The sequence below is a fragment of the Sphingomonas sp. PP-F2F-A104-K0414 genome, assembly GCF_004340945.1.
Lineage (GTDB): Bacteria > Pseudomonadota > Alphaproteobacteria > Sphingomonadales > Sphingomonadaceae > Sphingomonas.
This window is the reverse complement of record NZ_SLYD01000002.1, coordinates 538,193-552,198: the sequence shown is the minus strand read 5'-3', so window position 1 is coordinate 552,198 and position 14,006 is coordinate 538,193. Positions and strand designations below refer to the sequence as shown.

11 protein-coding genes are annotated in these 14,006 nt (G+C 65.8%); 8 read left to right on the top strand and 3 right to left on the bottom strand.

The features are described 5' to 3' along the window. Positions 1-313 precede the first annotated feature (313 nt). Positions 314-1,417, bottom strand: a complete 1,104-nt coding sequence (locus tag C8J46_RS06665; protein ID WP_132736504.1) for a mannose-1-phosphate guanylyltransferase/mannose-6-phosphate isomerase — start codon at positions 1,415-1,417, stop codon at positions 314-316. A 157-nt stretch (positions 1,418-1,574) separates the two neighbouring features. On the opposite strand from C8J46_RS06665, the gene C8J46_RS06660 reads away from it, so the two are divergent. The 5 genes from C8J46_RS06660 (at position 1,575) to C8J46_RS06640 (ending at position 9,298) form a co-directional block, all read left to right on the top strand. Further along, positions 1,575-2,963, top strand: a complete 1,389-nt coding sequence (locus tag C8J46_RS06660) for a TIGR03013 family XrtA/PEP-CTERM system glycosyltransferase (protein ID WP_132736501.1) — start codon at positions 1,575-1,577, stop codon at positions 2,961-2,963. A 19-nt stretch (positions 2,964-2,982) separates the two neighbouring features. Continuing rightward, positions 2,983-5,022, top strand: a complete 2,040-nt coding sequence (prsK, locus tag C8J46_RS06655; protein ID WP_132736498.1) for an XrtA/PEP-CTERM system histidine kinase PrsK — start codon at positions 2,983-2,985, stop codon at positions 5,020-5,022. Next, positions 5,019-6,389, top strand: coding sequence for a PEP-CTERM-box response regulator transcription factor (gene prsR / locus C8J46_RS06650; RefSeq protein WP_132736495.1), 1,371 nt, complete (start codon positions 5,019-5,021; stop codon positions 6,387-6,389). Before prsK ends, prsR begins: the two co-directional genes overlap by 4 nt. After that, complete coding sequence (locus C8J46_RS06645; protein WP_132736492.1) at positions 6,382-8,391, top strand: tetratricopeptide repeat protein; 2,010 nt, start codon at positions 6,382-6,384, stop codon at positions 8,389-8,391. The genes prsR and C8J46_RS06645 overlap by 8 nt, the downstream gene beginning before the upstream one ends. Before the next feature lie 85 nt (positions 8,392-8,476). Further along, positions 8,477-9,298, top strand: a complete 822-nt coding sequence (locus C8J46_RS06640; protein WP_132736489.1) for an ATP-binding protein — start codon at positions 8,477-8,479, stop codon at positions 9,296-9,298. Between the two features lie 45 nt (positions 9,299-9,343). Here the strand turns inward: C8J46_RS06640 and C8J46_RS06635 are convergent, their stop codons facing one another. Beyond that, entirely contained in the window at positions 9,344-9,613 is a 270-nt protein-coding gene (locus tag C8J46_RS06635) for a hypothetical protein (protein WP_243643246.1), read from the bottom strand. A gap of 62 nt (positions 9,614-9,675) precedes the next feature. Beyond that, positions 9,676-11,457 (bottom strand): ATP-binding cassette domain-containing protein, encoded by a 1,782-nt coding sequence (locus C8J46_RS06630; protein WP_132736484.1) that lies wholly within the window; start codon positions 11,455-11,457, stop codon positions 9,676-9,678. A gap of 121 nt (positions 11,458-11,578) precedes the next feature. Here C8J46_RS06630 and C8J46_RS06625 point away from each other — a divergent pair, with 121 nt between their 5' ends. The 3 genes from C8J46_RS06625 (at position 11,579) to C8J46_RS06615 (ending at position 13,991) form a co-directional block, all read left to right on the top strand. After that, positions 11,579-11,893, top strand: coding sequence for a hypothetical protein (locus C8J46_RS06625; RefSeq protein ID WP_132736481.1), 315 nt, complete (start codon positions 11,579-11,581; stop codon positions 11,891-11,893). A gap of 23 nt (positions 11,894-11,916) precedes the next feature. Further along, on the top strand, positions 11,917-12,582 hold the full coding sequence (locus C8J46_RS06620) for a response regulator transcription factor (protein ID WP_056061146.1): 666 nt from the start codon (positions 11,917-11,919) through the stop codon (positions 12,580-12,582). Positions 12,583-12,680: 98 nt separating this feature from the next. Then, positions 12,681-13,991: an ATP-binding protein gene (locus C8J46_RS06615; RefSeq protein ID WP_132736936.1), complete on the top strand. Its 1,311-nt coding sequence runs from the start codon at positions 12,681-12,683 to the stop codon at positions 13,989-13,991. The last annotated feature ends 15 nt before the right edge of the window (positions 13,992-14,006 follow it).

Genomic DNA, 14,006 nt, shown 5'->3' with positions numbered 1-14,006 from the left:
ACGATCGTCGGTTAGACCTGCGAGCCCGGCGGTGTCCTTACCCCCCCCCCCGAAGGACCCGTCGGGTTTAGTATGCGTGATAGAGGTTGTAGTGCGAAACGAGACAGCCAAACGTCCAGCCGGCGCCCGATTGCAGGATGTCGGCGAAACGCTGCGCTCGTCTTGGCAGACCCCGACCGACACGATGATTACCGATGACATTCCAACGCTGCTGACCCGCTTGTCGCGCGTGCCCAAGGTTCGCCGAAAAGCCGAGTAGAGGCGGGCAGGCGGCCTGCCCCGGATCCTGTTGAGGATCCGAGGAAAGCTTGGCTCAGTGCGCCGCGCCTGTCTTTGCCGCGTCTGTTTTCGCCGCGTCCGTCTTCATCGCCTCGATCAGCTTCTTGACCTCCTGGCTGCGGCCGCGCGGCATGATCAGGACGTCGTTGCCGCTTGCTACGACGATCAGATCTTCGACCCCGACGAGCGACACGCGGATCCCGTCGCTCCGGACGAAGCACTGCTTGGTATCGATCGCCAGTACATTGCCGCCGCCTTCGCTGCGATGCGCGTTGCCGGCATCGTCGAGGTCGCTGATCGCGTGCAGGGCGTCCCAGCTGCCGACGTCGTTCCAGCCCATCGCAACCGGTACGACGGCAACGCGCTCGGCCTTCTCCATGACGGCATAATCGATCGAATCGTCAGGCGACGCCGCGAACGCCGTCGCATCGGGATAGATCCGGGTGCCTTCGGTGCGTGCCTTGTCCATCGCTTCCCGAGTGGCGATCAGGATACCCGGATCGAATTGAGCGAGCGCTTCGAGATAGGCATCCGCCTGGAACAGGAACATGCCGCCGTTCCAGGCATGATCGCCACTGGCGAGCATCGACTGGGCCTTGTCGAGCGGCGGCTTTTCGACGAACCGCGCGACGCGGTGAACGCCTGGCTGGAGTTCGTCGCCGATCTGAATCCAGCCATAGCCGATCTCTGGCGAGTCCGGCGCGATACCGAACGTGACGAGCCAGCCCTGCGACACCAGCGGCATCGCCGCCTCGATCGCTGCGTGGAATGCGGCGACGTCGTTGATGACGTGGTCGGATGGCATCACGAGCAGCGCGTTACCGCCGCCGCCGGCTGCGATCGCTGCCAGGGCGATCGCCGGCGCGGTGTTGCGACCGGTGGGTTCGAGAATGAGAGCCTGTGGCATAGCGCCAGCATCGGCAAGCTGTTGCTCGACCAGATCGGCGTGACGCGCGTTGGCCACCACGATCGGCGCCGCATAGCGTTCGCCCTGGGTGCGGCCCGCGGTGAGTTGCAGCATCGTTTCGTTTGCCGTCAGTGCCAGCATCTGCTTGGGCATCTCTGGGCGCGACATCGGCCACAGGCGTGTGCCGGAACCGCCTGAAAGTATCACGGGAACGATCGTACGTACGGTCATGGAGCCTCCTGCCGGTCGCGCTATAGTGCCGGCGTTAGCTTCGCAATCGTCAAGTGGCCCAAGCGGTTGCAGGGTCTTCAGCCTTTTTTTGGGAATTGCTGCCAAGCTTTGTTCAGCGTCGGCAGATTTTACAGATAGGCGTCGGGAACAACGGACCATGATACGGCTCTTCAAGCACTATGTACCCCATGTGGTCCTGATGCTCGGTCTGGTCGATCTGGTGCTGCTCATCACGTCCGCGGAGATCGGCTGGGTCGTCCGCGCGCACCAGATCGGTATGCAGGTCGAGCCGATCCAGACCCGTATCGGGCAGTTGCTTACTTTTGCATTCGCCTTGCAGGTGTCGCTGGTGGCAGTCGGCGCGTACGGCGTGGCGTCGTTCCTGTCGCTGCGCTTTGCCGCCGCGCGGCTCGCGGTGGCGCTGTCGATCGGCGTGATGTTCTTGTCGTTGATCTTCTTCCTGGTACCGCCGCTTGCGCTGTGGCGCTCCAATCTTCTCTATTCGACCGTCATCGCGACGGTGTTGCTCGTCACGGTTCGCGCGCTGCTCGGCAAGACGCTGGGTGGCGAAACGTTCAAGCGGCGCATCGTCGTGTTGGGCGCGGGGGTGCGTGCCGCCCAGATCCTGAGCCTGTCGGGACAGCCCGGGGTAAACTTCATCGTCGCCAAGTTCGTCTTGATGGGAGAGACCGAGCCGGTCGTCCAGGGAGCGCTGCCGCGTGGCGATATTCCCAATCTGGCGGCTTATATCGTCGATCAGAATGCGAGTGAGGTCGTGCTCGCACTCGACGAACGCCGCAATGCGCTGCCTATGAAGGATTTGCTCCGCGTCCGTACCACGGGCGTGCAGGTCAGCGAGATATCGAGCTTCCTCGAACGCGAGACGGGGCGGATCGACCTCAAGAGCGTGAACCCGTCCTGGTTGATCTTCTCCGACGGGTTTGCCTCGAGCCGGATGCTGTCGAGCGTCTTCAAGCGGGCGTTCGACATCATCGCCGGCGGGCTGCTGCTGGCGATCACCTTGCCGATCATCCTGGTCACTGCGGTCGCGATCAAGCTCGAGTCGAAAGGGCCGGCCTTCTACCGTCAGCGTCGCGTCGGCCTCTACAGCGAGGGGTTCGATATCCTGAAGCTGCGATCGATGCGGCAGGATGCCGAGGTGTCGGGCAAGGCAGTGTGGGCGGCGGAGGACGATCCCCGGATCACGCGGATCGGTCGCTTCATCCGAAAGGTCCGGATCGACGAACTGCCGCAGACCTGGACCGTGCTGAAGGGCGAGATGAGCTTTGTCGGCCCGCGCCCCGAACGGCCCCAGTTCGTCGAGCAGCTCGAGGAGCAGCTACCCTATTATGCCGAGCGGCACATGGTGAAGCCCGGCATTACCGGCTGGGCACAGATCAACTATCCCTATGGCGCATCGATCGAAGACGCCCGGCACAAGCTCGAATACGACCTCTATTACGCCAAGAATTACTCGCCGTTTCTCGACCTGCTGATCCTGTTGCAGACGCTGCGCGTCGTGCTGTGGCCGGCGGGGGCACGATGAGCGTCGTGATGTCCCAGGCATGATCACCACGTTAATCCTGTGGAGTTACGCGCTGGCCGCTCTGCTGTTCGGTGCGCTGGCGCTGACCCAGGTCCGGCAACCGAGCGGTCAATGGCCGCATGCCGCGTTCGTCGTTGCGCTCGCGACGACAAGCCTTTGGGCGCTTGCGGTCGCCGGGATCGACACACGCGATGTCGCGACACGGATCGTCGCAAGCGCGCGCGACATCGCATGGCTCGGCTTCATGCTCGCGCTCGTCCGGCGCGATCGCGCCGGCAATTATGCGCTCGGCGCGGTGTATTTCGTGGTGATGGCACTTGCCGGAACCGCGGCGATGCTCGCGGTTGCCGTGCGGATGGGGCTGGACGCCGAGGCGCTGACGGCGGTCGAGTCGGCCCGTGTCGTGTTTCGAATGATGAGCGCGGTCAGCGGTCTGGTGCTGGTCCACCATCTGTACCAGGCGGCACCTCCGTCGCGGGGCGGCATTCGTCTTGTCGTGCTCGCGCTCGCAGCGATGTGGGGCGTCGACCTGCTCGTGTCTGCGGGCGTGTATTTCGACATGCGGTGGATGCCCGCAGCGATCGTCGTGCGCGGTATCGTCATGACCGGCGTCGCGGCGTTGCTGGTGGTCGGCGTACACCGCAGCGGCGACTGGACGCTCGCCTTGTCGCGGCCGATCACGGTGCGTGCGTTGTCGACGGTGGCGTTGATCCTGTACGCCGGCCTGACCGCACTCGCGACCAGCATCGCCGCCAGCTATGCCGGTTCCTATGTCCGCGTCGCCCAGACCGCGATCGTCTTCGGTGCGACCGCCGGTGCGTTGGCGATGCTCTCGACCCCGTGGCTGCGAGCCTGGACCAAGGTGAAGGTCGCCAAGCATCTCTTTCGTCATCGCTATGACTACCGCGCGGAATGGCAACGCTTTACCGACACGCTGGGCAAGCCGGCGGCCGGTGCCGATACGCTGCACGCGCGTGTCGTGAAGTCGATCGCCGACCTGACCGACTCGCCGGGTGGCCTGTTGCTGGTGGCAGACGGCGTATCGCTAGGGCCGGAAGCCATGTGGAACTGGGACTGTGCCGCCACCGGTCCGCAGGATGACACGCTGGCCCGGTTCCTCGCCAGGGACGCCCGGATCATCGAACTGGATCGTGTCCGCGCAGGCACCGCGCCGGCCGAGGACATGGCCAGCGTTCCCGGCTGGCTTCAGGATTGCCTGGATGCGTGGGCGATCGTCCCGCTGATCCATGGCGGCGCGCTGGTGGGGGCGATCGTGCTCGCGCGACCACCCGTCGACCGGGCGCTCGACTGGGAAGATTTCGACCTGCTCCGGGTCGCCGGGCGGCAGGCGGCAAGCTATCTCGCCGAGGGCCGGGCGCATGCTGCACTCGCCGATGCGGCGCGGTTCGACGAGTTCAACCGGCGCTTCGCGTTTATCCTGCACGACATCAAGAACCTCGTCAGCCAGCTGACGCTGGTCGCGCGCAATGCCGAGCGCCATGCCGACAATCCCGAGTTTCGCGTCGACATGGTTGCCACCCTCAAGGACTCTTCAGACCGCATGAACGTGTTGCTCGCTCGCCTCTCGCAGCATGGCCCGGTCCGCGGGGAGCCGCTTCAGCCGCTCGACGTCGCGGCGATCGTCGAGCGCGTCGCAGCCAGCCGACGTGGCCAGCACCCGATCGCCGCGCGCGCCGCGTCGGTTTTCGTGCTCGGTCACGCCGCGCGTCTCGAACAGGTACTGGGTCATCTCGTCCAGAATGCGATCGAGGCGAGCGATGCCGATGCGCCCATCCTGCTGTCCGTCGAGACGGTCGGCGACCGGGTCGCGGTGGACGTGATCGATCATGGCAGCGGAATGGCGCCAGGCTTTGTACGCGACCAGCTGTTCCGCCCGTTCGTCTCCTCGAAACCGACAGGATTCGGTATCGGTGCGTTCGAGGCACGCCAGCTGGTGCATGCGATGGGCGGCGCGCTCGACGTCACCAGTCGCGAAGGTGAGGGGACTCGGTTCCGCGTCCTGCTTCCTGCGGTCGCGTCGCTGGAGGCGGCGGCATGAGCGGCGGCACGAGCGAGGGACCGCGGCGGGTCCTGCTGATCGTTGAGGACGATGTTGGGCTTCAGCGTCAGCTTCGCTGGGCGTATGAAGGGTATGAGATCGTCGTTGCCAGCGATCGGACACAGGCGCTGGATGCGATCCGCGCGCATGAGCCCGCCGTCGTTACACTCGACCTGGGCTTACCGCCCGACCCGGACGGCGTCACCGAAGGGTTCGCCACGCTACGCGACATCCTCGCCATCAAGCCCGATACCAAGGTGATCGTCGCCTCTGGCCACGGCGCGCGTGAAAGCGCGTTGCAGGCGATTGCCGACGGAGCCTGGGATTTCTACGCCAAGCCGATCGATATCGACGCGCTGGGCATGATCGTCAGTCGCGCGTTTCACGTCCATGCGCTGGAGGCCGAAAACCGACGCCTCGCCGCGCGGATCGACGCGGGCGGGTTCGGTGGCCTTATCAGCGCGTCGCCCGAGATGGCGGCGGTCACGCGCACGCTGGAGCGAGTCGCACCCGCCAACGTCTCGGTGATGCTGCTCGGTGCGAGTGGTACCGGCAAGGAGCTGCTCGCGCGCGGGCTCCACGATGCCTCGCCGCGATCGCGCGGCAATTTCGTCGCGATCAACTGCGCGGCGATTCCCGAGACGTTGCTCGAAAGCGAGTTGTTCGGTCACGAAAAAGGCGCGTTCACCGGCGCCGTGAAGACGACCGAAGGCAAGATCGAACAGGCAGCCGGTGGCACGCTGTTCCTCGACGAGATCGGCGACGTGCCGCTCGCGCTTCAGGTGAAGCTGTTGCGGTTCCTTCAGGAGCGCGTGATCGAACGTGTCGGCGGGCGCAAGGCGATCCCGGTGGACACCCGGATCGTCTGCGCGACACACCAGAATGTCGACGCGATGGTCGCCGACGGGCGGTTCCGCGAGGATTTGTATTACCGCCTCGCGGAGATCGTCGTGCGGATCCCGGCGCTGGCCGATCGGACTGGCGACGCGGTATTGCTCGCGCGCCACTTCGTCACGCGCTACGCCACGTCGATGAACCCCGTCGTCACCGGCCTTGCTCCCGACGCGCGTGCTGCGATCGATGGCTGGGGGTGGCCGGGCAACGTCCGCGAACTGGAGAACCGGATCAAGCGCGCGGTCATCATGGCGGACGGCAAGCTGATCACCGCAACCGACCTCGATCTCGACGGCAAGGCGGAGGACGCGTCCATGCTCAATCTGCGCGCCGCGCGCGAGCTCGCCGATCGCAAGGCGATCCGCCAGGCGCTCGCGCGTTCGGATGGCAATATCGCGGGCGCAGCGCGGTTGCTCGGGATCAGCCGACCGACGTTGTACGATCTGCTGAAAAGCTACGACCTCCATGCCTGAGGCGACCTATCCGATGCTGCGGCGGCGCCGGCGGCGGCGGTTCAGGATGCCGATCGCGCTGTCAGCCGTGCTGTCCGGCAATCGTCCGCGGCTGCTCGCGATCTGCGTGTTGTGTCTGCTGGTGGTGGCGGTCGGTGTCGGATTGGCGATGCGCTCGCCGCGGCCCGATGCGCGCCGGTCGCTTGCCGATAGCCTGACGACGTTGGAGGCCGGAAATTACAGCGCGGCGCGGACCAATGCGCAAGCGGCCGTCGCCGCGATGCCGACGCTGGGAATCGCTCATGCCGTGCTGGCGCGCGCCTATCTCGAACTCGGCGACGGGCTTGCAGCCGAAGCCGAGCTGGCACGAGCGGTCGATGCAGGGCTGTCCGCGGATCGGCTGCATCAGCTTCTGGCGCATGCACGCCTGTTGCAGGGCGACCCGGAAGGAGCGATCGACGAAGCCGCAGCGGCGCAACCTCGCTACGCCGCCTATGCCCAGCGTATCCAGGCGCGCGCGCTTGCGTCGCAGGGCAAGCTGGCCGACGCACGCACGATCCTGCAGACGCTGCTCGACGGCGCGCCGGATGACGCAGCGGCATGGACCGATCTCGGCCGTATCCGGCTGACTGCCGGCGATATCGGCGATGCATCGGTCGCTGCGGCACGCGCGGTGGCGCTGGCGCCGCGCGAGCCCTCCGCACTGACGCTGCAGGGCGAGGTGATCCGTGACCGCTACGGGTTGGTGGCGGCGTTGCCGTGGTTCGAAGCAGCGCTCAAGCGCGATGCCTATTACCATCCGGCGCTGATCGAATATGCCGCGACGTTGGGCGACGTCGGACGCAACGCCGACATGCTGGTCGCGACGCGGCGCGCATTGCAGGCCCGACCGGGTAGCCCTCAGGCGCTGTATCTCCAGGCGGTGCTCGCCGCGCGGGCAGGGCGAATCGACCTGGCCCGTGCGCTGCTTCGCCGCACGGGGGGAGCGATTAGTGGCCTGCCGGGCGCGTTGCTGCTTTCGGCGAACCTCGATCATGCGCAGGGCAAGTTCGAACAGGCCGCGACCACCTGGCGCCAGCTGATGACCGAACAGCCGCTCAACATCGTCGCCCGACGCTTGCTGGGGGCAGCTCTGCTGCGTTCCGGCGATCCGCGTGGCGCGCTCGACGTGCTGCGACCGATCGGATTGCGCCGCGACGCCGACAGCTACACGCTCATGTTGATCGCGCGCGCCTGCGAAGCCACCGGCGACCGGGTTATGGCCGCACAATTTCTCGACCGCGCCGCGACCGGCCCCGCCGCACCTGCCGCTGCGTTTGCGACCGACGATTCGCTTGGCGCATTGATGGCCGGGGCCGATACCGCGATCGACGACCCGACCTATGTTCTTGGCGTGATCCGCGGCCAACTCGCCAATGGCGATACCGCAGGCGCGATCGCGCGTGCGGGTACGCTGGTAGCGGCGGGGCCGGGGGCACCGGCCGCACAACTGGCGCTCGGCGACTCGCTGGTTGCGGCGGGTCGTTTTGGCGAGGCCGCCGGCACCTATGCGCGTGCGGCGGACCTCGCGTTCGACGAGCCGACGATGCTCAGGCTGGTCGATGCCCTGGGCCGCGCTGGTCGCGGTGAGGATGCCGCGGCATCACTCGATTTGTATTTGTCGCAGAACCCTCAGAGCGTGGCCGGACAGCGGCTGCTAGGCCATTGGCAGGTTGCGTCGGGCGATTGGGGGCGGGCGATCGAGACGTTGGAAGGCCTCCGCCGCCGTGTCGGCAACCGCGATGGCGGCGTGCTTGTCGATCTTGCGCTGGCTTATGCGGGAAGCGACGATGGTGCGATCGCGGTCCGCTACGGCCGCGCGGCCTATGCCTTGATGCCGATGAATGCCGCTGCCGCCGATGCCTATGGTATCGCGCTGGCGGCGAACGGCGATACCGCGGGCGCTCGGCAGTTGCTGGTCAAGGCGACCCGGCTCGCACCGGACGATGGCGCGATCGCAGGACATCTCCGCCAACTCGGTTGAAGGCCCGTTCAGCCGGTGTCTTGCCATCTGAAGGCTGTCTCGTTGGATGCTTGTTCAACCGGCTGCAAGCCGCCAAGAGCGGGCTATGACCGACCCACTGGACCGCATCGCCGCCGCGCTGGAGCGGCTTTCGCCGCCGCCGCCGCCGCCGGCCGATCCCCATATTCATCCCGCCTATGTCTGGCGTAGCGGATCACTGATTCCGGTCCGCCGCTTCGCGCCGCTTGCGCTCGACATGCTGATCGGCGTCGATCGTCAGAAGGCCGCGCTGATCGCGAATCTGCGTCATCTGGCGACTGGCTATGCTGCGCAGGACGTGTTGCTGTGGGGTGCCCGCGGCACGGGCAAGTCGGCGCTGGTGAAGAGCGCGGTCGGAGCGGTGCAGGGGGAAGCACGGGATGCAACATCGCCTGGTGATCTCGCGCTCGTCGAGGTGTCGGATCTGAGCGGGCTACCGGCATTGTTCGATGCGTTGGCGCGGGTCGATCGGGCCTTTGCGGTGTTCATCGACGATCTGGGGTTCGATGTGCCGGCCGATGCGCGCGCGCTGCGATCGATCCTGGAGGGCGGGGCAGAGCCGAGGCCCGCCAATGTTCGCTTGGTCGTCACCGCAAACCGTCGGCATCTCGCGCCACGTGATATCGCCGAACAGGAAAGCGCGATCAATCCGCGCGACTCGGCGGACGATCATATGGCCTTGGCGGACCGTTTCGGTCTCAGCCTGGGCTTTCACGCATTGGATCAGGATGGGTATCTTGCGATCGTTGCGGCCTATGCCAGAGCAAACGATCTGAAATTCGAAACCAGCGATGCGATTTCGTGGGCAACACGCCGCGGGAGCCGTTCGGGCCGCGTAGCGTGGCAGTTCATCGTCGATCTCGCGGGTCGGGCCGGTAGGTCACTCTAGCCGCGAAACGAGTGGGCCGACGCGTTTGGCGTCGGCCCGAAACGCTTAGTTGCTGTCCGAATCGTCGTTGTTATCGTCCTTGACGATAGCAATCACGCCGATGGCTGCAACGCCAGCTGCGATCAGGATCGCGAAGATGCCGCCGCCGCCAGCGAGGTCGCTCTTGTCAGCCGAAACCGAACCGGCGCGGACCGTCGATGCAGGAGCAGCCGACGCTGCAACCGAGGTGGTCATCATTGCGACAGCAAGTGCGCTGCCGGTAAGGGCCTTGAGCTTCATAAACATCTCCACAATAAACGAACCGAACTGCCGCAACGCAGCAATTGCAAGCTGGTTCCACTATTTATCAGAGGCGTAAAAGTCCAGCTAAATCTAGTTTAAGACGTGCCTTCAACCATTTCTGCAAGCTCGAGCCAGCGTAGCTCGGCCGATTCCTTCTCGGCCCGCGCGGTTTCGATCGCCTTGGTCAGTCTCGCGAACGTCGCATTGTCGCGCATGTACAGGTCGGGCTTGGCGAGTTTAGCCGCATCGGCCGCCATCTGCGCGTCGAGTTCCTCGATTCGTTTGGGCAGCAATTCGTAGTCGCGCTGATCCTTGTACGTCAGTTTCGCGCGGGGCGCGGCGGCCGGCGGTGCAGTGGCGGCGACCTTTTTCGACGCGCGCTTGCCGGTGGTCGTCGACGCGCGACGCTTCTCCCAGTCCTCATACCCGCCCGCGACGACATCGACCGTCCCCGAGCCATCGAGCCCGAGCGTGATCGTCACGGTCCGGTCGAGGAAGTCGCGATCATGGCTGACGATCAGCACGGTGCCGTCGTAATCGCCGATCACCTCCTGCAACAGGTCGAGCGTCTCGAGATCGAGATCGTTGGTCGGCTCGTCGAGGACGAGCAGGTTCGACGGCTTGGCGAATTCGCGCGCCAGCAACAGCCGCGAGCGCTCGCCACCCGACAGCGAGCCGATCTTCGCGTCGACCATGTTCGGATCGAACAGGAAGTCCTTCAGATAGCCGTGGATGTGTTTCCGCACGCCGAGCACGTCGATCCATTCGCCGCCGTCGACGACGACTTCGCGGACCGTCTTCTCGGGCGCCATCAGGCTGCGCTGCTGGTCGATCACGACCGCGTCCAGGGTCTGGGCGAGCTTGATCGAGCCGCTGTCGGGCTGGATCTCGCCGGTGAGCAGCTTCAACAGCGTCGACTTGCCCGCACCGTTGCGGCCGACGATGCCGATCCTGTCGCCTCGCGTCACACGTAGCGTCAGGTCGCCGATGATCGTGCGGTCGCCGTAGGCCTTGGTGACGTTCTTCGCGTCGATCACAACCTTCGTCTTGGAGTCGTCGCTGCTGGTCGTCAGGTTCGCAGACCCCTGCGGTCCGATCATCGACGCGCGTTCGGCGCGCATCTCGTGCAGCTTGGTCAGGCGGCCCTGGTTGCGCTTGCGACGGCCGGTGACGCCGCGCAGCAGCCAATGCTCCTCCAGCTTCAGGCGTGCATCGAGCTTCTCGGCCTGGCGCTGTTCCTCGGCATACACCTGCTCGGTCCACGCCTCGAACCCGCCGAAACCGACCTCCGCGCGGCGGATCGCGCCGCGATCGAGCCACAAGGTCTGCTTGGTGAGTCGCGTCAGGAAGGTTCGGTCATGGCTGATGACGACGAACGCGCCGCGGAAGCGCTTGAGCCACTCCTCGATCCACTCGATCGCGCCGATGTCGAGATGGTTGGTCGGCTCGTCGAGCAGCAGCACGTCGGGGTCCTGCGACAACGCGCGGACGATCGCCGCGCGGCGCCGCTCGCCACCCGACGCCGACGCCGCCTCGCGCGAGAGGTCGATGCCGAGCTGATCCGCGATCGAATCCGCTTCGTAATTCACCGGCGCGTCGTCGCCCGCCATCACGTAATCGCGCAACGTCGCGAAGCCGCGCAGGTCGGGCTCCTGCTCGAGGATCACGACGCGGGTGCCGGGGACGATCACTCGGCGGCCTTCGTCGGCGATGACGCTGCCGCCGAGCAGTTTGAGCAAGGTCGTCTTTCCGGCGCCGTTGCGGCCGATCAGCGCGAGCCGGTCGCGCGGGCCGATGTGGATGTCGAGGTTGCGAAAGAGCCATCCCGAGCCCTGGACGAGTCCGAGGCCTTCGAATGCTAAGATTGGTGCTGCCATGTTCGCGCCACGTAGGGGCGCCAAGTGATGCAGGCAAGTTACACCGTCGTGGTAACCGGCGTCAGGACCATGCGCCGCCTCATTCACAGGCTGTTCAATGCGCAGGCCCTATGCCACGGCGATGAAGATGTTGCTTTTCCTTGCGACCTTGGCCGCGGCGCCTTTGCTGATGGGTGCGGCACCCCTGTTGGTGGGCGAGCCCCCGCAACGTCGCAGCGACCAGATGTCGGCGTTGGAGGCGCGCAGGACCGGAGCGCCGTCTTTGCGCGAGATCGAGTCGCGCGTGATCCCGACGATGAAGGGCGCGCAGTATCTCGGCTCGGACTATGATTCGGGCAGCGCCATTTACACGCTGAAATTCCTGCGCGATGGAACCGTCATCTGGGTCGACGTCGATGGCCGCACCGGCCAGATCGTCGGCCGCACGGGTCGCTGAAAACCCCAATCGAGAGGATAATCATGCGCGTTCTGATCGTCGAGGACGAGCCGAATCTCGGCCAGCAATTGAAGAATACCCTTGAGGGCGCCGGCTATGCGATCGATCTCGCGGTCGATGGCGAGGAGGGGCATTTCCTCGGTTCGACCGAGAATTACGACGCGGTCGTGCTCGATCTCGGCCTGCCCGAGATTGACGGGCTGACCGTGCTCGACCGCTGGCGGAAAGAGGGCAAGACGATGCCCGTGCTAGTCCTGACTGCACGCGACAGCTGGTCCGACAAGGTCGCCGGGCTCGATGCGGGCGCCGACGACTATGTGGCGAAACCGTTCCAGAGCGAGGAGCTGATTGCGCGTCTGCGGGCGCTGATCCGTCGCGCGAGCGGCAACGCCTCGTCGGAGCTGACCGCGGGCGATATCCGCCTCGACACGCGCAGCGGCAAGGTCACGCGCGCTGGCGAGCCGGTGAAGCTGACCGCGCAGGAGTACAAGCTGCTGAGTTATTTGCTCCATCACAAGGGCAAGGTCGTCAGCCGTACCGAGCTGATCGAGCATATCTACGACCAGGATTTCGATCGCGATTCGAACACGATCGAGGTGTTCGTCACGCGGATTCGCAAGAAGCTCGGCCAGGACGTGATCACGACGATCCGCGGCCTTGGCTACAGCCTCGAAGATCCGGACGCCTGATCGGTCCGGTTATGGACAGCGCGTCGATACCTGCCCCCCCAACCGCCGACACGCCGCTCCGCGTGCCGGCGGCGGTGAAGGGATCGCTGTCGCGGCGGATGATCCTGATTGCGGCGGTGTGGATCGGCGTGCTGCTCAGCGGCGGCGGGTTCGCGCTCGACCGCGTGCTGTCGGCGGCGGTGACGCGCAATTTCGACGACCAGCTCGAATACGTCCTCCGCTCGCTACTGAACTCGTCCGAAATCGGTCCTGAGGGCGAGGTGATTTTCACCCGCGAGGCCGTCGCCGACCAGCGATTCCTCGAGCCGTATTCCGGGCTGTATTATCAGGTGTCGGCCAAGGGGCAGGACGACCTGCTGTCACGCTCGCTGTGGGATCGGAAATTGGCGTTCGGCAGCACGCATGACGACCGCACCGCGCATTTCTACGATAGCGCGCAGTTTCCCGACGAGAAGCTGCGGATCGTCGAGCGCGATGCGGTGATCCCCGGCTCCAAGGTGCATTGGCGGTTCCAGGTCGCGCAGAGCCGCGACGGGCTCGATGCGCAGATCACGACGTTGCGTCGAACGCTCGTCCGCAGCTTCGCGCTGCTCGCGCTCGGGCTGATCGTTATGGCGGCGCTGCAGACCTTCTATGGGCTGTGGCCGCTGCGACGGGTGCGCGAGGAGATCGCGCGGATGCGCGCCGGCCAGTCGAACCGGGTGTCGAGCGCGATGCCGGTCGAGGTTGCGCCGATGGTCGAGGAACTCAACGCGCTGATCGAGCATAACGAGCGCCAGGCGGAGGAAGCGCGCCGTCACGCCGGCAACCTCGCGCATGCGCTGAAGACGCCGCTGACGGTGATCATGAACGCTGCCACCGCGCAGTCGGACGATCTCGCCGACACGGTGATCCGCGAGGCGCGGACGATGCGGCGGCAGGTCGATCACCACCTCGCGCGCGCGCGGGCTGTCGGGCGGCGCGGGTCGGCACATAGCCGCGCGGACGTGTGGCCGAGCCTCGAATCGGTCGAGCGCGCGGTTGGGCGGCTGTATCGGCATGTTCGGATCGACGTGACGGGGCCGCGCGGGCTTCAGGTCCATGTCGAGCGGCAGGATCTCGACGAGATGCTCGGCAATCTGATCGAGAACGCGGCGAAATACGGCGGCGGCAGCGTGTTCGTGACGGTCGGCGCGCAGTCGGGCTTCGTCGAGTTCCTGGTCGAGGACGACGGTGTCGGGATTCCCGAAGAGGAGCGCGTGCGTATCTTCGATCGCGGGGTGCGACTGGATACGGGCAAGCCTGGGACCGGGCTAGGGCTCGCGATCGTGCGCGATGTGGCGGAGATCTACGAGGGGACCGTCGCGCTCGAAGAGAGCGAAGACCTTGGCGGGTTGCTCGTACGGCTCAGGCTGCCCGCGGCGAACTGACCCTGCTTCGATCCT

Bases quoted from the DNA above. Each gene is read 5' to 3' on its own strand.
- C8J46_RS06665 (WP_132736504.1), bottom strand. From the start codon at position 1,417: ATGACCGTACGTACGATCGTTCCCGTGATACTTTCAGGCGGTTCCGGC.
- C8J46_RS06660 (WP_132736501.1), top strand. From the start codon at position 1,575: ATGATACGGCTCTTCAAGCACTATGTACCCCATGTGGTCCTGATGCTC.
- prsK (WP_132736498.1), top strand. From the start codon at position 2,983: ATGATCACCACGTTAATCCTGTGGAGTTACGCGCTGGCCGCTCTGCTG.
- prsR (WP_132736495.1), top strand. From the start codon at position 5,019: ATGAGCGGCGGCACGAGCGAGGGACCGCGGCGGGTCCTGCTGATCGTT.
- C8J46_RS06645 (WP_132736492.1), top strand. From the start codon at position 6,382: ATGCCTGAGGCGACCTATCCGATGCTGCGGCGGCGCCGGCGGCGGCGG.
- C8J46_RS06640 (WP_132736489.1), top strand. From the start codon at position 8,477: ATGACCGACCCACTGGACCGCATCGCCGCCGCGCTGGAGCGGCTTTCG.
- C8J46_RS06630 (WP_132736484.1), bottom strand. From the start codon at position 11,457: ATGGCAGCACCAATCTTAGCATTCGAAGGCCTCGGACTCGTCCAGGGC.
- C8J46_RS06625 (WP_132736481.1), top strand. From the start codon at position 11,579: ATGAAGATGTTGCTTTTCCTTGCGACCTTGGCCGCGGCGCCTTTGCTG.
- C8J46_RS06620 (WP_056061146.1), top strand. From the start codon at position 11,917: ATGCGCGTTCTGATCGTCGAGGACGAGCCGAATCTCGGCCAGCAATTG.
- C8J46_RS06615 (WP_132736936.1), top strand. From the start codon at position 12,681: ATGATCCTGATTGCGGCGGTGTGGATCGGCGTGCTGCTCAGCGGCGGC.